The organism is Pseudomonas sp. MF5691, from assembly GCF_016405645.1.
GTDB lineage: Bacteria > Pseudomonadota > Gammaproteobacteria > Pseudomonadales > Pseudomonadaceae > Aquipseudomonas > Aquipseudomonas shahriarae.
Genome location: NZ_JAEKDC010000006.1, coordinates 193,950 through 211,520 on the forward strand (window position 1 = coordinate 193,950; position 17,571 = coordinate 211,520).

Annotated in this window: 15 protein-coding genes; 13 read left to right on the plus strand and 2 right to left on the minus strand. The window is 61.6% G+C overall.

The window, feature by feature from the left end; all coding sequences use genetic code 11:
- Nucleotides 1-35 precede the first annotated feature (35 nt).
- Complete coding sequence (locus tag JFT44_RS11670) at nucleotides 36-782, plus strand: molecular chaperone (RefSeq protein ID WP_115128233.1); 747 nt, start codon at nucleotides 36-38, stop codon at nucleotides 780-782.
- Between the two features lie 196 nt (nucleotides 783-978).
- Nucleotides 979-3,444 carry a fimbria/pilus outer membrane usher protein gene (locus tag JFT44_RS11675; protein ID WP_057959496.1) on the plus strand — a complete coding sequence of 822 codons (2,466 nt, stop codon included), beginning with the start codon at nucleotides 979-981 and terminating at the stop codon, nucleotides 3,442-3,444.
- Here JFT44_RS11675 and xerC read toward each other — a convergent pair whose 3' ends face one another.
- Together xerC and JFT44_RS11685 are read right to left on the minus strand one after the other, a co-directional pair.
- Complete coding sequence (xerC, locus tag JFT44_RS11680) at nucleotides 3,445-4,359, minus strand: tyrosine recombinase XerC (RefSeq protein ID WP_057436550.1); 915 nt, start codon at nucleotides 4,357-4,359, stop codon at nucleotides 3,445-3,447.
- A 108-nt stretch (nucleotides 4,360-4,467) separates the two neighbouring features.
- Nucleotides 4,468-5,253, minus strand: coding sequence for a M949_RS01915 family surface polysaccharide biosynthesis protein (locus tag JFT44_RS11685; protein ID WP_057959495.1), 786 nt, complete (start codon nucleotides 5,251-5,253; stop codon nucleotides 4,468-4,470).
- 453 nt (nucleotides 5,254-5,706) lie between these two features.
- On the opposite strand from JFT44_RS11685, the gene arnC reads away from it, so the two are divergent.
- The 11 genes from arnC (at nucleotide 5,707) to JFT44_RS11740 (ending at nucleotide 17,570) form a co-directional block, all read left to right on the plus strand.
- Nucleotides 5,707-6,741: an undecaprenyl-phosphate 4-deoxy-4-formamido-L-arabinose transferase gene (gene arnC, locus JFT44_RS11690; protein WP_198830699.1), complete on the plus strand. Its 1,035-nt coding sequence runs from the start codon at nucleotides 5,707-5,709 to the stop codon at nucleotides 6,739-6,741.
- Nucleotides 6,738-8,741, plus strand: a complete 2,004-nt coding sequence (gene arnA / locus JFT44_RS11695; RefSeq protein ID WP_198830700.1) for a bifunctional UDP-4-amino-4-deoxy-L-arabinose formyltransferase/UDP-glucuronic acid oxidase ArnA — start codon at nucleotides 6,738-6,740, stop codon at nucleotides 8,739-8,741. Before arnC ends, arnA begins: the two co-directional genes overlap by 4 nt.
- The gene (arnD, locus tag JFT44_RS11700) at nucleotides 8,738-9,625 is read left to right on the plus strand and encodes a 4-deoxy-4-formamido-L-arabinose-phosphoundecaprenol deformylase (protein WP_170059307.1); all 888 of its coding nucleotides are present in this window, start codon (nucleotides 8,738-8,740) and stop codon (nucleotides 9,623-9,625) included. Before arnA ends, arnD begins: the two co-directional genes overlap by 4 nt.
- The gene (arnT, locus tag JFT44_RS11705; protein WP_198830701.1) at nucleotides 9,622-11,277 is read left to right on the plus strand and encodes a lipid IV(A) 4-amino-4-deoxy-L-arabinosyltransferase; all 1,656 of its coding nucleotides are present in this window, start codon (nucleotides 9,622-9,624) and stop codon (nucleotides 11,275-11,277) included. Before arnD ends, arnT begins: the two co-directional genes overlap by 4 nt.
- Nucleotides 11,274-11,621, plus strand: coding sequence for a 4-amino-4-deoxy-L-arabinose-phosphoundecaprenol flippase subunit ArnE (arnE, locus tag JFT44_RS11710; protein WP_057959490.1), 348 nt, complete (start codon nucleotides 11,274-11,276; stop codon nucleotides 11,619-11,621). The genes arnT and arnE overlap by 4 nt, the downstream gene beginning before the upstream one ends.
- Nucleotides 11,618-12,022 (plus strand): 4-amino-4-deoxy-L-arabinose-phosphoundecaprenol flippase subunit ArnF, encoded by a 405-nt coding sequence (arnF, locus tag JFT44_RS11715; protein WP_057959489.1) that lies wholly within the window; start codon nucleotides 11,618-11,620, stop codon nucleotides 12,020-12,022. Before arnE ends, arnF begins: the two co-directional genes overlap by 4 nt.
- Nucleotides 12,019-13,392 carry a UDP-glucose/GDP-mannose dehydrogenase family protein gene (locus tag JFT44_RS11720; RefSeq protein ID WP_198830702.1) on the plus strand — a complete coding sequence of 458 codons (1,374 nt, stop codon included), beginning with the start codon at nucleotides 12,019-12,021 and terminating at the stop codon, nucleotides 13,390-13,392. The genes arnF and JFT44_RS11720 overlap by 4 nt, the downstream gene beginning before the upstream one ends.
- 3 nt (nucleotides 13,393-13,395) lie before the next feature.
- Nucleotides 13,396-15,003 (plus strand): glycosyltransferase family 39 protein, encoded by a 1,608-nt coding sequence (locus JFT44_RS11725; protein WP_057959488.1) that lies wholly within the window; start codon nucleotides 13,396-13,398, stop codon nucleotides 15,001-15,003.
- A 190-nt stretch (nucleotides 15,004-15,193) separates the two neighbouring features.
- A complete protein-coding gene (locus tag JFT44_RS11730; protein ID WP_233098337.1) occupies nucleotides 15,194-15,412 on the plus strand; it encodes a type VI secretion system contractile sheath small subunit in 219 nt (72 codons plus the stop codon).
- A gap of 188 nt (nucleotides 15,413-15,600) precedes the next feature.
- Nucleotides 15,601-16,305: an HPP family protein gene (locus JFT44_RS11735; protein WP_120733143.1), complete on the plus strand. Its 705-nt coding sequence runs from the start codon at nucleotides 15,601-15,603 to the stop codon at nucleotides 16,303-16,305.
- Nucleotides 16,306-16,463: 158 nt separating this feature from the next.
- Nucleotides 16,464-17,570: an enoyl-CoA hydratase/isomerase family protein gene (locus tag JFT44_RS11740; RefSeq protein ID WP_057959485.1), complete on the plus strand. Its 1,107-nt coding sequence runs from the start codon at nucleotides 16,464-16,466 to the stop codon at nucleotides 17,568-17,570.
- Nucleotide 17,571: the final 1 nt, after the last annotated feature.

Sequence of the window (17,571 nt, forward strand, 5' to 3'; positions counted from 1 at the left end):
CTCGCCACTTATCCGACCACTAAACGGTAGACATCATGTTACCTCGTTCCATTGCCACAGGCCTGGGGCTGCTGACCCTGCTTATGGCGACCCAGGCTGCCGCCAGCATTTCACTGAGTGCCACCCGTATCGTCTTCGATGGCGATCACAAGGAGGCCAATATCACCGTGCGCAACGGTAATCAGGACGTCTTGATTCAGTCTTGGGTCGATACCAGCGATGCACAAGACAGTGCCGCGCCGTTCGCCGTAACCCCGCCACTGGCACGCATATTTGCCAAGGAGCAGCAGTTACTGCGAGTTCTCTACCAGGGTGCCGGGATGCCAACGGATCGTGAGTCCGTGGTCTGGCTCAATGTGCAGGAGATCCCGCAAGCCGCCGCCTCCGACAACACGTTGCAACTGGCCGTACGCCAGCGCATCAAGATTTTCTTCCGCCCCTCCGGGTTGCCTGGCGATGCCCTGTCGGCACCCGCGCAATTGGAGTGGCAACTGGTCAAGCGCGATGCCGGGTCAGTACTGACGGTAAAAAACCCGACGCTGTATCACGTGTCCATGGCCGATATAAAACTACAGGCCGGGCAACAAACGGAACTGGCTGCCGACTCGACAATGATTGCGCCAGGCGCAGAGAAACAGTTCAGCATTAAACAACTGAGTCGCCAGGATTCAGTACAACTGTCTTTTTCCAGTATTAACGACTATGGCGCACAAGATAAATACAGTGCCCAACTTGTACCGCACTTGGCGGCCAAGGCTACGGGTACTCGCGCCAAGCCATAAGTAGTTCCCTTAAACCCTCAGGTTCGATTCGAGTGCGTACTCGCGTGCCTCGCCTGTTCGATAAACAGGAATGATATAGGTTCTTTGCATGTTTTTTCTTTTAGGCTGCAGGCCCAATCATTACATATCAAGCGAGCGCACTTCACGCGTGTCGACAACTTGTACATCACTCAAGTTGAGCACGCTATCGCTGGCCATGCTTGCCGGTTCGCCGTCTTTGGCGATTGCCGATGAGCCCGCCGTGAACGTCTTCAACACCACCTTCTTGCAGGGCGCGCAATCGTCGGTAGACCTGCAGCAACTGCTCTCGGCCAACAGCGTGCTGCCCGGCAACTACCGGGTCGACCTGTACAGCAACGAGGTCCTGGTGGGCCGGCGCGACATCGACTTCAAGCGCAACCCACAGACCGGCCGGGTCGATCCGTGCCTGACCCTGGACCTGCTCAAGCAACTGGGCATCGACATGAGCCTGTTGCAGGCCCAGGGCAAGCTCGACCCCAACCAACCCCAGGACTGCTACGACCTGCCGACACTGATCGACCAGGCGACCTTGCGCTATGACGCCAGTCGCCTGCGCCTGGCGGCGAGCATTCCGCAGGTCGCGATGCAACGTGGCATGCGTGGCTATGTCGATCCCCAGTTGTGGGAGGATGGTGTGCCGGCGGCGTTTATCAACTATCAACTCAACAGCAGCCGCACTGCCGGCGACTATGAAACGCGCATCAACAACAACCTGGGGCTGCGCAACGGCATTAACTTGGGCGCCTGGCGGCTGCGCAATGAGTCGAACCTGAGTAGCGGCACCGGCCGGCCGAGCACCTTCACCAGCAACCGCAGCTACGTGCAGCATGACGTGACCGCGCTTAAGGGGCAGTTCAGTGCCGGCGAGATTTTTTCCGATACCGACCTGTTCGACAGCGTGCGCTACCGGGGCCTGAAGCTGGCGTCCGACGAAGGCATGCGCGCCGACAGCGAGCGTGGTTATGCGCCGGTGATTCGTGGCGTGGCGCAGACCAACGCCACGGTGGAAATCCGCCAGAACGACTACATCCTGTACACCGCCAACGTCGCACCCGGGCCTTTCGAGATCAACGATATCTACCCTAGCGGTTCGAACGGCGACCTGGAAATCACCATCATCGAGGCCGATGGCCGTCGGCGTGTGACCACGCAGGCGTTCTCCAGCCTGCCGATCATGGTGCGTGAAGGGCAGGTCAAATACAGCGTTTCGGCCGGTAAATTCAGTAGCAATGCTGACGGTTTGGCGAGCCCGCAATTTGTCAGCAGCACCCTCGCCTACGGCCTCACCAGCAACCTCAGCGGGATTGTCGGCCTGCAAGTCAGTGAAGACTACAAGGCGTTCTCCCTGGGGGTGGGCCGCAACACATCGCTGGGTGCCGTGTCCATGGACGTCACACACTCGTCGAGCGCCGCCCAGGGGCAAACCACCCAGGGCAACAGTGTGCGTGCGTTGTATGCCAAGACCTTTGCTGGCACTGACACCAACTTTACGCTGGCCGCGTATCGGTATTCGACCGAGGGTTACCGCACCCTGACCGACCACGTCGAGGACACCAGCGAAGATGCAGTCAAACGTACCGGTAACTCGAAAACCCGTACCGACCTGACGATCAACCAAAGTCTCGGGCGCAACCGTGAGTTCGGCAGCCTGTATGTGAACGCCAGCGATCAGCGCTATTGGAACCGTGGCGGCTCCCAGAGCTTTTCGGCCGGCTATAACAACAACTGGGGGGACCTGAGCTACAACCTGGGCGTGACACGCACCAAGCAGATCGCCAGTTGGGGCGCACCCGACTCCGACACCCAGTTCAACCTGTCTGTTTCGTTTCCCTTGGGCAGCCAGCCTCGGGCACCCCGCGCTTTTGTCACCACCAGTACGCAGCAAGGCGACACCAGCACCCAGGCCGGTATCAACGGTTATGTGGCAGATACCAGCGATGTGTTCTATTCAGTCCAGGCCGGCCATAGCAGCACCGGCGGCCAATCGGGATCGGCCAACATCAACAGCCGCACCTCCATGGCCGATATCAGCCTGGGGTACAGCCAGGGGCGTGGTTATGACTCACAAAACCTCAACGTTTCCGGCTCGGTAGTGGCGCATGCGGGTGGCATCAACTTGGGGCAGACCGTCAGCGAGACCTTCGCCCTGGTACAGGTACCGGGCATCAGTGGGGCAAAAATCAGCAGCTACAGCGGCGTCGAAACCGGACGCAACGGCTATGCCGTCATCCCCTCGGCGCAACCTTATCGAGTGAACTGGATCAGCCTCGACACCCGTGACCTGGGCGGTGATGTAGAAATCACCCAGGCCACACAGCAAGTGGTGCCGCGCCGTGGTGCGGTGGTATTGGCCCGCTACAGCGGCAAAACCGGGCGTCGCGTGCTGTTTGAGCTGTTTGATGCACAGCACCAGCGCCTGACGTTTGGCGCCTCACTGGAAGACGCCAGCGGCAAGCAGTTGGCCATCGCCGACCCCAGCGGTAACGCCTTGGTGCTGGTTGAAGAGGACCAGGGCAGCCTGACTATCAAGTGGGGGGGCCAGCAATGCACTGCGGCGTATGCACTGCCCGCGCAAGACAAGGCGCTGAACTACGAGCGCCAGGCGTTGGTGTGTAGCAGCGAACCCGCTGGTGACCGTTGATCAAAGATCAAACCGATCAATCGCCCGCCGCCGCTCGTTGTCATCGCGCACGTCGTAGCTGGCGGTGGTCTGGATATTGGTGTGGTGCGCCAGTTTCTGCGCAATGGACAAGTCATGTTCTTCAATCACCCGGGTAATAAACGAGCGGCGGAAATCATGGGGCATGATCTTCACACCCACCTGTTCACCACGCTGGCGGGCGATGTAGTAAATCGCATGTTTGGTGATGCGTTCGCGGGTGATATGGCTGCCGCGGCGGATGCGGTTGAACAGGAAGCTGTCGTCCTGCTCCCCTTCCTTTAACTGCTCGCGGCGAAACTCCAGCCATGCCTGCAATTTGGCAAATGCCCAGGCCGGTGCGTACTTGAGCAGTTCCTTGTTGCCCTTGCCCGTCACCCGCAGGCTGCGTTCGGCAAAGTTCACCTGGGCCAGGTCGAGGTTGACCGACTCTGACTTGCGCATCCCCGAACCGTAGAGGATCCCGATCACCGCCGCGTCCCGCAGGCCCTGTGGCCGTGGATCGGCGGCGCAGACATCCATCAGTTCGCGGATCAAGGTGCGACGCAGGTTACGCCCCTGGCTCAAGCGCGTGCCGGCGGTGGCTTTGACCGAACGCATCTTCAGCAGGTGTTCCTGGCTGATCAGGCTGATGCGCCAGGCTTCGTTCATTACCCCGCGCACGGCGTTGACGTACAGCGATGAGGTGTTGGGTGCATACCCGTCTTCGCGCAACACGGCGACCAGGGCCATTACGTGTTCCGGTTGCAACAGATGCCAGTCGATATCTTCGAGGTTGATCTCTTCGAACCCCAGGCGGTCGGCGGCATCTTGCAGCACGTAGCGCATGGTCAGTTGGCTGGAAGGCGCCAGGCGCGCGAGATACAGGGTCAGGGGGTTGCGGGAAATCTCGGTCAAAATAGATCAGCCTTGAGATTAAATATAGAGACTAAGCCTATGTTTAATATCAGTATTTAGTGGTTTAGCGAGCGCCGAGTCTAACCCAGGTCGGCGCCGCATACCAAACTAGGGCTCATCCTCGGCGGGTGCCGGGCTTTGCTGCTGGCTCCAGTCGGCGTTCTGTTTTTGCATCAGCGCAAACCACTGCTGACGCATGAAAGCCAACAACTGGGCTCGCGCCTTGGCGAAGTCCTGCTCGTCGTTGTAGCAGCCTGGCAATGGCAGGTCGGTGCCCTGCTCCTGGTATTGACTGAGCAACGCCTGCTGCCCGGCAACACTGCAATCGGTGGGCAGCGGCATGCCGCGCAGGGCGCCGGCTTCCTCGTCCCACCAATTGGCGCCATAGCGGTCAACCCCGCGCAGTGCGTATTTGTGTGATTTGCCGATATGCATGATCAGCTTGAATTCACGGGGGCTGACATCACTGGTGCAGGTGCGCGAATAGCCCACGGTCACTTGGCTGGGGCCATCTCCCAGCAGGTCGGTGACGTGAGTCGCGGCGCTATCGAAATGCAGGCCGGCGTCGAATTCGCAACGCTGCACATCGTCATGCAGCATCCACAGACGCTTGGGCCGATCACCGTCCAGCAGGTACTGCGCAGCATAGATCGCCGCCGATTGTGTGCCGTCGTCATCGCGCTCGCCGGCTTCCTGCTCGGCCAACACCAACAGGTTGTGGCCCTGCCGGTCATCCCAGCTATACGCGGCGACCTGCCGGCCCCTGACTTCGACCCCGGCGGGAACCTGAGCGACCGGCGTCAGGCTCAGCCCCTCGTCCGCCCCGGTGGCATGGGCCGTGCCGAGCGTCATCCACAACATCATCAAGACTGGCCGTATCTGCACGCTGTTCATCCGACTACCCAGGCAAGAGATCGCTTACTTTACCGGGACTTGCAGAGGGTTGCAGAGAAGATTCTTCAGGCGTTACGGATTAACAAGCCGAGTGATTCAGCGTGAATACGCATTAAATTACTTACAGATAATGACTACAGCGCAAACAGTTATCGTTTGTCTGCGTTCCTTATTGTCTAGCTGAACACTAGCTGTCTGCCCACCAAATAAACGAGTTTTTCATCGGCCTTTCATATTCGCTGGACAAATTTGCGCTTAACCTTGGCCGCAATACTTGAGGGAATGCCCTGCTTTGCTGACTAACCCCTTGATAATGCTTTATCTTTGGCCGTAATGGGCTTTACTCAGGATGGGTATGCTATCGGCCATTTTTTATTGAGTCGCCTGCACTTTAATCCCATGTTTGTTGTCATCTCTACGCTCAAAGTTGCTCTAATCCGAGGTCATGAATCTTTGAAACCCTACCCTATTCATTGCGTGTCGATCGTTATCCCGGTCTACAACGAAGAACAGAGCCTGCCCGAACTGCTGCGCCGTACCCGTGCGGCGTGCGAGCAGTTGGCCTATGAGTATGAAATCATCCTGGTAGACGACGGCAGCCGCGACAGTTCCGCCCAACTGCTCGAAGACGCGGCAACCGAGCCCGGCAGCCCTGTGGTGGCCGTGATCCTTAACCGCAACTACGGCCAGCACGCGGCAATCATGGCCGGTTTCGAGCAGTGCCGGGGCGAGGTGGTGATTACTCTCGATGCCGACCTGCAAAACCCGCCCGAAGAGATTCCACGCCTGGTCGAGCAAGCGGCCCTGGGCTACGACGTGGTCGCTACCGTGCGCAATAATCGCCAGGACTCGGCCTTTCGCCGCTGGCCTTCGCGCCTGATCAACCTGGCCGTGCAGCGCTCCACCGGCGTGGCCATGACCGACTATGGCTGCATGCTGCGCGCTTACCGGCGCACCATCGTCGATGCCATGCTCGCCTGCCGTGAGCGCAGCACCTTTATCCCGATCCTGGCCAACGGCTTTGCGCGCCATACCACGGAGATCCTAGTGCACCACGCCGAGCGCGAACACGGCGAATCCAAATACAGCGCCATGCGCCTGATCAGCCTGATGTTCGACTTGTTGACCTGCATGACCACCACCCCTCTGCGTCTGCTGTCCATCGTCGGCTTCAGCCTAGCGGCCCTGGGCATGCTGTTTGCCTTTGCCTTGATCGTGCTGCGCCTGGCCTTTGGTGCCGATTGGGCCGGCGATGGCCTGTTCGTGCTGTTCGCCGTGCTGTTTGTGTTTACCGGCGGCCAGTTCATCGGCATGGGCCTGTTGGGCGAATACCTCGGGCGGATGTACAGCGATGTGCGTGCCCGCCCCCGCTTCTTTATTGAAAAGGTGCTGCGCAACGAGCCGACAGCCCCTACGCCAACGGTCATCGTTGATGGCCTGCCGTCCTCCCCGTCTTCCCCTTCCTCTTCCAGTCAGGTTTCGTCATGAGTTCTAAAGCTGTTGTTTTTGCTTACCACGACATTGGCTGTGCAGGCATCGAAGCCCTGCTCGCTGCGGGCTACCCGATTGCTGCCGTGTTCACCCATGCCGATGACCCCAAGGAAAACACCTTCTACGGCTCGGTCGCCCAGCTGTGCGCCCGCCACGGCATCCCGGTGCACGCCCCGGAAGACGCCAACCACCCGCTGTGGGTCGAGCGTGTGGCCAAGCTGAACCCGGACTTCATCTTCTCGTTCTACTACCGCAACCTGCTGGGCGAGGCGTTGTTGGCCACCGCGCGCCAGGGCGCGTTCAACCTGCACGGTTCGCTGCTGCCCAAATACCGTGGCCGTGCGCCGGCCAACTGGGTGCTGGTCAACGGCGAAACCGAAACCGGCGTGACCCTGCACCGCATGGTCAAGCGTGCGGATGCTGGCGCGATTCTCGCCCAGCAAAAAGTCATGATCGAACGCAGCGACACCGGCCTGACACTCCACGCCAAGCTGCGCGAGGCGGCCACCCAGTTGCTGCGCGATGCCCTGCCGCAACTCGCCAAGGGCACGTTGAGCGAAACCGCCCAGGACGAAAGCCAGGCCACCTGCTTTGGCCGCCGTACCCCGGCGGACGGCAAGCTCGTCTGGAGCAAACCTGCAGAAGAGCTGTTCAACCTGGTGCGGGCCGTGACCCAGCCGTACCCTGGCGCCTTCTGTGCCGTGGGCGAACACAAGCTGATCGTGTGGCAAGCCGAAGTACTCAAGGGCAACGAAGGCCAGGCGCCCGGCCGTGTGATCAGCGTCAACCCGCTGCGCATTGCCTGCGGTGAAGACTCTCTGGTCATCCACTTCGGCCAGCGCAATGACCATGGCCTGTACCTGACCGGCCCGGCCCTGGCCGATGAGCTGGGCCTGGTGGATGGCTCGATCCTGCGCGGCGCCGAGTCGGGCGGTAAACCACGGCGTACCCGCGTGCTGATCCTGGGGGTCAACGGCTTTATCGGCAACCACCTGTCCGAGCGCCTGTTGCGCGACGATCGCTACGAAGTCTACGGCCTGGATATCGGCTCCGACGCCATCGAGCGCCTGCGCAGCCACCCCAACTTCCATTATGTGGAAGGCGATATCAGCATTCACTCCGAGTGGATCGAGTACCACATCAAGAAATGCGACGTGGTCCTGCCGCTGGTGGCCATCGCCACGCCAATCGAATACACCCGCAACCCGCTGCGCGTGTTCGAGCTGGACTTCGAAGAAAACCTCAAGCTGGTGCGCTACTGCGTCAAGTACAACAAACGCGTGATTTTCCCGTCGACCTCTGAAGTCTATGGCATGTGCCAGGACCAGAACTTCGACGAAGACACCTCCAACCTGGTGGTCGGCCCGATCAATAAACAGCGCTGGATCTACTCGGTCTCCAAGCAGTTGCTGGACCGGGTGATCTGGGCCTGTGGCGCCAAGGGTCTGAATTTCACCCTGTTCCGCCCATTCAACTGGATGGGCCCGCGCCTGGATCGCCTGGACTCGGCACGCATCGGCAGCTCCCGGGCCATTACCCAGTTGATCCTCAACCTGGTGGAAGGCACGCCGATCCGCCTGTTTGACGGCGGCGAGCAGAAGCGCTGCTTCACCGACATTGCCGACGGCATCGAGGCCCTGGCGCGGATCATCGACAACGATAACGACGCGTGCAACGGCCAGATCATCAATATCGGCAACCCGGACAACGAAGCCAGCATCCGCCAGTTGGGCGAAGAGCTGCTGCGTCAGTTCGAGGCCCACCCGTTGCGCGGTAACTTCCCGCCATTCGCGGGCTTTCGCGAAGTGGAAAGCAAGGCATTCTACGGCGCCGGTTATCAGGATGTGGCGCACCGCAAGCCGAGCATTGCCAACGCCAAGCGCCTGTTGAACTGGGAGCCGAGCGTGGCGATGAGCGAAACCATCGGCAACACCCTGGACTTCTTCCTGCGTGAAGCGATGCTGGAAATCGCCCAGTCCAGCGAAGCAGGCAAATAATGAAGGCAGGTCTGCGCATCGACGTCGACACCTACCGCGGCACCCGTGATGGCGTGCCACGGTTGCTGGAGTTGCTGGATGAGGCCGGCATCAAGGCGACGTTCTTCTTCAGTGTCGGCCCGGACAACATGGGCCGCCACTTGTGGCGCCTGATCCGCCCGCAGTTCCTGTGGAAGATGCTGCGCTCCAACGCTGCCGGGCTGTATGGCTGGGACATTCTGCTGGCGGGCACTGCCTGGCCGGGCAAGCCGATTGGCCGCGACCTGGGGCACCTGATGCGCCAGGCCAAGGCCGCCGGGCACGAAGTGGGCCTGCACGCCTGGGATCACCATGGCTGGCAAGCCAATGCCGGGCGCTGGAGCGATGCGCAGTTGGTGGAGCAGGTACGCCGTGGGCTCGACACCCTGGGCGATATCCTCGGCGCCCCGGTGCAGTGTTCTGCCGCCGCCGGCTGGCGGGCCGATGAGCGTGTGGTGCAGGCCAAGCAAGGCTTTGGCTTGCGCTACAACAGCGATTGTCGTGGCACCAGCCTGTTCCGCCCGGTCCTCGCCGATGGCAGCGCTGGCACGCCACAGGTCCCGGTGGACTTGCCGACCTTCGACGAGGTGGTCGGGCCACAGGTCGCGGCCAAGGACTTCAATCGCTTCATTCTTGATCGGTTCACCGAATCGACACTCAACGTCTATACGATCCACGCAGAAGTAGAAGGGATTCTGATGGCCAATGAATTTCGCCAGTTGCTCGCCCAGGCAGGACAGCGCGGCATCCAGTTCCAACCCTTGGGCAACCTGCTGCCGGCCGATCCGGCCAGCCTGCCCCTGGCGCATCTGACACGCGGCGTACTCGGCGGCCGCGAAGGCTGGCTGGGAGTGCAACAGGCATGATCCGACGTTGGGCCCTGCCCCTGCTCCTGTTGGTCTTCGGCCTGTGCTATCTGTTGCCGATGGTCACCCATGGCCTGTGGATCCCGGACGAAACCCGCTATGCGCAGATCAGCCAGGAAATGCTGCTGACCGGCAAATGGGCGTCGCCGCACTTTATGGGCATCCGCTATTTCGAAAAACCGGCGGCCGGCTACTGGATGATCGCCCTTGGCCAGGCGCTGTTCGGGCAGAACCTGTTCGGCGTGCGCGTAGCCTCTGCGCTGGCCACGGGCTTGAGCATATTGCTGGTGTACTTCATGGCCTGGCGCCTGTGGAACGATCCGCGCAAGAGCCTGGTCTGCAGCGTGCTGTACATGAGTTTTATCAGCGTGGCGATGTCCGGTGGCTACGCCAACCTCGACCCGCAGTTCAGTTTCTGGGTCAACCTCAGCGGCGTGGCCTTGTGGCTATGTATCGACAGCCAGACCCGACGCGCCCGCCTGGGCGCCTGGGCCTTGCTGGGGTTTGCCTGCGCCATGGGCTTCATGACCAAGGGTTTTCTGGCGTGGCTGCTGCCGGTATTGATCGCCCTGCCCTATATGGTCTGGCAAAAGCGTTTGCGTGAACTGTTGGCCTATGGCCTGGTTGCCGTGGCGGTGGCGATTGCGGTCAGCCTGCCCTGGGCGCTGATGGTGCATGCCCAGGAGCCCGACTACTGGAACTTCTTCTTCTGGCACGAGCACATCCAGCGGTTTGCCGGTGAAGATGCCCAGCACGAACAAGCCTGGTGGTACTACCTACCGTTGCTGGCCGCGTTCAGCTTGCCGTGGCTGGCCCTGCTGCCCTCCACCCTGAAACAGGCGTGGCAGGAAAAACGCACGCACAAGATCGGCTTCCTGTTGTTTTGGCTGCTGATGCCCCTGGCGTTTTTCAGCCTGAGCAAGGGCAAGCTGCCGGCCTATATCCTGCCGTGCCTGCTGCCTTTGGCATTGCTGATGGGCCATACCCTGACCGACAAGCTGGCCCAGGCCCGTGGCCGGGTGCTGCAAGTCAATGGCTGGCTCAACCTGATCATCGGGGTGCTGGGCCTGCTGGCAATCGTGTACTTCCAGTTGAAGAAGCCGATTTATGCCCCGCAGCAGGAACTGCTGAGCCTGGTGCTGGTATTCAGCGTGCTGCTGGGCTGGATCATCGCCAACCTGCTGCAGGCGTTACGCCCGTTGCGTTTGTGGGCGGCGCCGGCACTGGGCAGTTGGTTACTGGTGGCCCTGGTGCCGGCGGCATTGCCGCACTCGGTGGTGAATAACAAGACACCGGACCAGTTCATTATCGATCACGCCGTAGAACTGGCGACTACCCAGCGCCTGCTGAGCAACGACCTGGGCGCAGCCTCGGCCCTGGCGTGGCGGCTCAAGCGTCCGGACGTGGCGCTGTACAACACCACCGGAGAAGTCAAATACGGCCTGGCCTATGCCGACAGCGCCGCCCGACGGGTCAAACTCGCAAGCGTCCAGCAGTGGCTGGGCGACGCGCGCAAACAGGGTTCGGTGGGCGTGGTAATGCGCGTGAAGGGCGCATCTGAGCAACGCGAACTGGCATTGCTGCCCGCAGACGGCAAGCGCTACGAGCAAGGCAATATGGTGATTCTGCTGTTCCCGCAGGTGGCGCCTTGATCACCCTGCTGCTGCTTCTGGCCGCGTGCCTGCTGACCTGCATGGGCCAGATCGCGCAAAAGTATGCCGTGGAAGGCTGGCGCGGCCAGCCTGCGGGCTGGGCGTTGAAACTGCGCTCGCCCTGGCTCTGGTCGGCCCTGCTGTGCCTGGGCCTGGGCCTGCTGGTGTGGCTACTGGTGCTGCAACGCCTGGAAGTGGGGATTGCCTACCCGATGCTCAGCCTGAATTTTGTATTGATCACCCTGGTGGCGCGCTTTGTGTTCCATGAGCCGGTGGATCGCCGCCACTGGGTGGGCGTGGCCCTGGTGATGGCCGGCGTGCTGCTGCTGGGAGGTCAGGTATGAGCCGGTTGCGCGGTTTCACCCTGGCGTTATCCAGCGTAGCACTGGTCAGCGCGGCCCAGTTGGGCATGCGCTGGAGCATGACGCGCCTGCCATTGCCGGCGGAGTGGCTCGCCGCGCCCATGGTTGATCCCGTGGCCTTGGGCGTGGTCGCCCTGGCCATCGTGGCCTACGCCCTGTCAATGCTGTGCTGGCTCGGCGCGCTGCAGCACCTGCCCCTGGGTCGCGCCTATTCGTTGCTGAGTATCAGCTACGTCCTGGTGTACCTGCTGGCGGCCAGCCTGCCGGGCTTCAACGAACCCTTTTCCCTGTCACGGACCTTGGGGGTGGCTCTGGTCATCCTGGGTGTGCTGACCATCAACTCCCGTCGTATCGGCAACACAAGCCCCAGGAATACCCCATGAAAATCAGCGTATTTGGTAGTGGTTACGTTGGCCTGGTACAGGCCACCGTATTGGCCGAGGTCGGTCACGATGTGATCTGCATGGACGTTGACGAAAACAAGGTGCGCCTGCTGCAACAGGGCCATGTGAGCATTTTCGAGCCGGGGCTTGCCAGCCTGGTCCGGGAAAACCTGGAAAACGGCCGGTTGACCTTCACCAGCCAGGAAAAACTCGCGGTCGAGCATGGCGAAGTGTTGTTTATCGCCGTTGGCACGCCTTCGGACGAAGACGGCTCGGCGGACTTGAAGTATGTGCTGTCGGTGGGCGATGCGGTGGCCCGCCATCGCGTCGAGCCGGTAATCCTGGTGGAAAAATCCACGGTCCCGGTGGGCACCGGCGACACCCTGCGCGCCCATATCGACAAGGCCCTGGCCGGTCGCAGCCTGGTGTTCGATATTGTCTCCAACCCGGAATTCCTCAAGGAAGGCTCTGCGGTGGCCGACTGCCGACGCCCCGACCGGATCATCATCGGTTGTGAACGCGAAGAAGTGCGTGAGGTGATGCGTGACCTGTACGCGCCGTTCAACCGCAACCACGACCGCATTATCTTTATGGATGTGCGCAGCGCCGAGCTGACCAAGTACGCCGCCAACTGCATGCTGGCGACCAAGATCAGCTTTATCAACCAGATCGCCGAGCTGGCCGAGCACCTGGGGGCCGATATCGAATCGGTGCGCCTGGGCATCGGCGCCGACTCGCGGATCGGCTACCACTTTATCTACCCGGGCTGCGGCTACGGCGGCTCGTGCTTCCCCAAGGACATGCGCGCGCTGATCCACAGCGCTCGCCAAGCCAATTGCTCCAGTGACCTGCTCGAAGCGGTGGAAGCCATCAACCAGCGGCAGAAAAGCAAACTGTTCGAGCGGATCCGGGCGTTCTACAAGGGCGAACTGCGCGGCAAAACCTTCGCCTTGTGGGGCCTGGCGTTCAAGCCCAACACCGACGACATGCGCGATGCCCCCAGCCGGGTGCTGATGGAATCGCTGTGGGCCGCCGGGGCCAACGTGCGGGCCTTCGACCCCGAGGCCATGCAGGAAACCCAGAAGCTGTACGGCAATGACCCGCGCCTGATGCTGATGGGCACCCCGGAATCGACCCTGGGCGGCGCCGATGCCTTGATCATCTGCACTGAGTGGCAGCAGTTCAAAGCCCCGGATTTCGACCTGCTGCACGCCCGCCTCAAGGCGCCGGTGATCTTTGACGGGCGCAACCTGTATGACGCCGAGCGCCTGGCGCGCAAGGGCTTCCACTACTTCCCGATAGGGCGTGGGCAGTCCTGCGACTTGCCGATCCCCCAGCAACAGTGGGTACCCCGGCTGCTGGAGGCCTGAGGCGTGGACAAGCTAGCCAGCCCGGCCCTGCACCGCCAATCCTGGGGCGTCGGGCTCCTGGCGCTGCTGCTGTTTGTCGCCGGCAACTGGGACCAGGCAATTATCGGTTTTGACTCGCGCTTTGTGCTGTTCGCCCAGGAGATGTTGCGCCACGGGCCGGGGTTTTTCCCCACCACCTATGGCCAGCCGTATGCCGATTACCTGTCGACCTCAACCCTACTGACCTGGCTGTTGTCGCTGCCCCTGGGGCGGGTCACCAGCTTCAGTGCCTGGCTGCCGACCGCCGTTGCCTCGGCGGTCATCGTCGCCCTGGTCTACCGCCTGACCGCGCCCTACTCCCAGCGCTGGGCGCTGCTGAGCATCGCGTTGTTGTTGCTCAGCAGCACATTTATCAGCGAAACCCGCGCGGTTTCCCTGGATCAGATGCTGGCGGCGGTGACCCTGGCGCTGTTTTACCTGGGCTACGCCCACGATCACTTCGCCAGTCCTCGGCGCCTGCCCTGGCTATTGCTCCTGTTATTGCTCGGCTTTGCGATTCGCGGGCCCATCGGCCTGGTCATCCCCACCGGGGTGTTGTGCAGCTATTACCTGCTCAACCGTCAGTGGCGCCGGTTGTTCAGCTTCGGCGTGCTGGCCTTGGCGCTGCTGCTGGCGTGTGTCGGCTTGCTGCTGTTGCTGGCCAAGGTCAGTGGTGGCGAAAGCTTTATGCAGGACGTGATCCGCATGCAGTTCCTCGGGCGCATGGACGGCCGCGAAGGCTCCAGCAGCGTCTGGTATTACTTCAGCAGCTCCCTGGGCAACTACGCCCCGGCCTACCCGTTGGCCCTGCTGGCGCTACTGGCGGTGCTGTTCAGTGCCCGGCGCCCCGCTGATAGCGCATGGCAGTTGTTGCTGGGGTGCACGGCTGCGGGTTTGATCGTGCTGCTTGGCCTGTCGATCCCCGAGGCGAAAAAAGCCCGCTATGTGTTACCGATGATGCCGATGGTGGCGATTATCGCCGCGTACCCGTTCCACAGGGTGGACGGGCGGCTGTTCAAGGGGCTGCGGGGCTTGATGCTGGGGCTGTGGGCGCTGACCCCGGGGCTGTTGATCGGCGCGCTGCTGGTGGCGCGCCAGCGCTTTGCTGCGCAGCTGGAGCATTTCCAGGGCGTGTTGGGCCTGTTGATCGGCTTGCAGCTCCTGAGCGTGGGGATGCTCCTCAAGTGGCGTTGGGGTCCGGTGGGGCCGGCGTTTTGCGCGGTGCTGGCGGTATGGAGCCTGTACATCCTGGTGGTCGAACCGGTGGAGCGCCGCCTCTACGACACCCGCACCTTTGCCCGCGAGGCCCATGCGCTGATCCAGCAGCACCCGGCGCCACTGGTATTGCATGGCTTGGGTAAAGACGCCAAGGCCATCAAGTTCATGGTCAATGTGGAATGTGACCGGGTGCCGCTGTTTACCCAGGCACCTGCCGACCTGGCCTCGTTGCCGGCGCCGGCGTGGCTGGTGATGGACCAGGCTGATTTCCAGCGCCTCGATGAACCACGCTGGCGCGGGTTGACGCCGGTACTGACGGGGTCATTCGATAAAAACACCTATGTGCTGCTGCGTCTGGAGCGGGCTGGGCCATAGCAGGCATTTAAAGCCCTGTGGGGTGGTCATAAGCGCCACACGCACTATCAAGAAAGCTCCTACGTTTGTATCCGTAAATGCCGGTACCAGCGCCCCTATCAGCTCCATAACCCCGGCGCTAAACTGGTTTTACATCTGTGCTGCATAGTTACCGCCAAACGTTCAAAAGACGCCTCAGAGGATCGCCGCCATGGCTAAAGAGCAATTGCCTATTGAGCAGGTACATGTCGGCTATATCCCCATGCCCACCCTTGATCGGCTGATGGAGTTGCGCGACGCCCTGGTCGCGCTCAAGGGGCCGCTGGCCAATGACCCACGGCTGCGGGAAAGTGTGCAGAAGTCGTTGATCAATGCCGAGAACCACGAGCGGGTGCTGGGCAAGGTCAGCCTGGGGTATGAGCGGTGCTGATGCAAAAATACTGCACTTAACCTGCATTAATATGCATTGGCGAGGGTTTTGATTGATCGGCACACTGCGCCGGTTCCTCCCCCAAATGTTGGAACTTTCGGAGGGCTTTGCGGGAAACCGCAAAGCCCTTCTTTTTGCCTGATCCCGCATTATTTCCTGCTCGCCTTTGAAGATTGGACTGCCCCGCAATGCTCGCTCGTTGGTTACCCGCTGCTATCAATACCCGTCCCGCCGAATGGAGCCGCGCCGCCATCGGCATGGCCCTGGGCACCCTGTTTAGCGTATGGCTCTGCGCCCAGGTGTATGGCCTGGAAGTGGCCATGCACCTGCTGGGTCCGCTGGGGGCCTCTGCCGTGCTGTTGTTTGCGGTGTCATCGGGGGCCCTCGCCCAGCCATGGTCGATTATTGGCAGCTATCTATGCGCCAGTGTGGTGGCCTTGCTGGTAGCCCGGGTCTTGGGCCGGACCCTGGGCAGTGCCTGCCTTGCGGCGGGCATGGCGTTGATGCTGATGTGCTGGCTGCGTTGCCTGCACCCGCCCTCGGGTGGCCTGGCCATGACCCTGGTCCTTGCCGACCCGGCCAGCATCGCCCTGGGCTGGCAGGAAGTCGGGCCGGTCATGCTGGGGGCTGGCACCCTGCTGCTCTCGGCACTGGCCTATAACAACCTGACCCGCACCCGTTACCCCAAGGGCCCCGCCGAGGTGCCGGTGATGGTGCAACCGCACGCTCGGGAGGTGGACGCCAAAATCACCGCCGTGGACCTGGAGCAGGCGTTGGCGCAAATGGAGCAGTTTTTCGACGTCACCCCCAGCGAACTGGAAGAGCTGATCCACATCGCCGAAGACCATGCGCGCCGCCGCAGCATTGGCCAAGTGCTGGCCAGCCGGGTGTAGGCGCGCCCACCCTGGTTTTTTATCGAATACCCCCTGCATAAATGCAAAGATGACCTGCAGGATTCCGGCTTGTACTGGGCAAATTTGCACTGGTACGATCCGGAGATGGTTCGCCCGCGAACATTTTGATAAAGAACAATAAAAGCAGGGAGTTACAGATGACTGCTCAGGCTCAGTCCCAGGCGACATGCAGCACCCAGTCCTCCCAGGACAGCGTCCTGGCCGAAGTACGCAACCATATCGGCCACCTGACCCTCAACCGCCCCGCCGGCCTCAATGCCATCACCCTGGACATGGTCCGCAGCCTTTCGGCGCATTTGCGCGCCTGGGCCGAGGATGCCCAGGTGCATGCCGTGGTGTTGCGCGGCGCCGGCGAGAAAGCCTTCTGCGCCGGTGGCGATATCCGCTCGCTGTACGACAGCTTCAAGGGTGGCGACACCCTGCATGAAGACTTCTTCGTCGAAGAATACGCCCTCGACCTGGCCATTCATCATTACCGCAAGCCGGTCCTCGCCCTGATGGACGGCTTTGTCCTGGGCGGCGGCATGGGCCTGGTCCAGGGAGCCGACCTGCGGGTTGTCACCGAACGCAGCCGCCTGGCCATGCCAGAAGTGGCCATCGGTTACTTCCCGGATGTGGGCGGCAGCTACTTCCTGCCGCGCATTCCTGGCGAACTGGGGATTTACCTGGGGGTGACCGGGGTGCAGATCCGCGCTGCCGACGCGCTGTACTGCGGGCTCGCCGACTGGTACCTGGACAGCGCCAGGCTGGCGGAACTGGATCAGAAACTCGACCACCTGCAATGGCACGATTCGCCACTCAAGGACCTGCAAGGCTTGCTGGCCAAGCTTGCGGTGCAACAATTGCCGGATGCGCCACTGGCCGCCCTGCGCCCGGCCATCGACCACTTCTTTGCCCAGCCGGATGTGCCGAGCATTGTCGAACAACTGCAACAAGTGACCGTTGCCGATAGCCATGAATGGGCGCTGAGCACCGCGCAGTTGATGCAGACCCGCTCCCCCTTGGCCATGGCCGTCACCCTGCAGATGCTGCGACGCGGTCGCCACCTGGCACTGGAAGACTGCTTCGCCCTGGAGCTGCACCTGGACCGCCAGTGGTTCGCCCGGGGCGACCTGATCGAAGGCGTGCGCGCGTTGTTGATCGACAAGGACAAAGCCCCGCGCTGGAACCCGCCAACGCTCTCGGCATTGGACCAGCACCACGTCGACAGCTTCTTCCAAGACTTCGCGAAGAACGGGAACTAAC

Excerpts from the sequence above, each read along its gene's own strand:
- arnA (WP_198830700.1), top strand. The coding sequence starts at position 6,738 with ATGAGTTCTAAAGCTGTTGTTTTTGCTTACCACGACATTGGCTGTGCA.
- JFT44_RS11730 (WP_233098337.1), top strand. The coding sequence starts at position 15,194 with ATGGCTAAAGAGCAATTGCCTATTGAGCAGGTACATGTCGGCTATATC.
- JFT44_RS11675 (WP_057959496.1), top strand. The coding sequence starts at position 979 with ATGCTTGCCGGTTCGCCGTCTTTGGCGATTGCCGATGAGCCCGCCGTG.
- JFT44_RS11720 (WP_198830702.1), top strand. The coding sequence starts at position 12,019 with ATGAAAATCAGCGTATTTGGTAGTGGTTACGTTGGCCTGGTACAGGCC.
- JFT44_RS11670 (WP_115128233.1), top strand. The coding sequence starts at position 36 with ATGTTACCTCGTTCCATTGCCACAGGCCTGGGGCTGCTGACCCTGCTT.
- JFT44_RS11740 (WP_057959485.1), top strand. The coding sequence starts at position 16,464 with ATGACTGCTCAGGCTCAGTCCCAGGCGACATGCAGCACCCAGTCCTCC.
- JFT44_RS11685 (WP_057959495.1), bottom strand. The coding sequence starts at position 5,253 with ATGAACAGCGTGCAGATACGGCCAGTCTTGATGATGTTGTGGATGACG.
- arnF (WP_057959489.1), top strand. The coding sequence starts at position 11,618 with ATGAGCCGGTTGCGCGGTTTCACCCTGGCGTTATCCAGCGTAGCACTG.
- JFT44_RS11735 (WP_120733143.1), top strand. The coding sequence starts at position 15,601 with ATGCTCGCTCGTTGGTTACCCGCTGCTATCAATACCCGTCCCGCCGAA.
- arnT (WP_198830701.1), top strand. The coding sequence starts at position 9,622 with ATGATCCGACGTTGGGCCCTGCCCCTGCTCCTGTTGGTCTTCGGCCTG.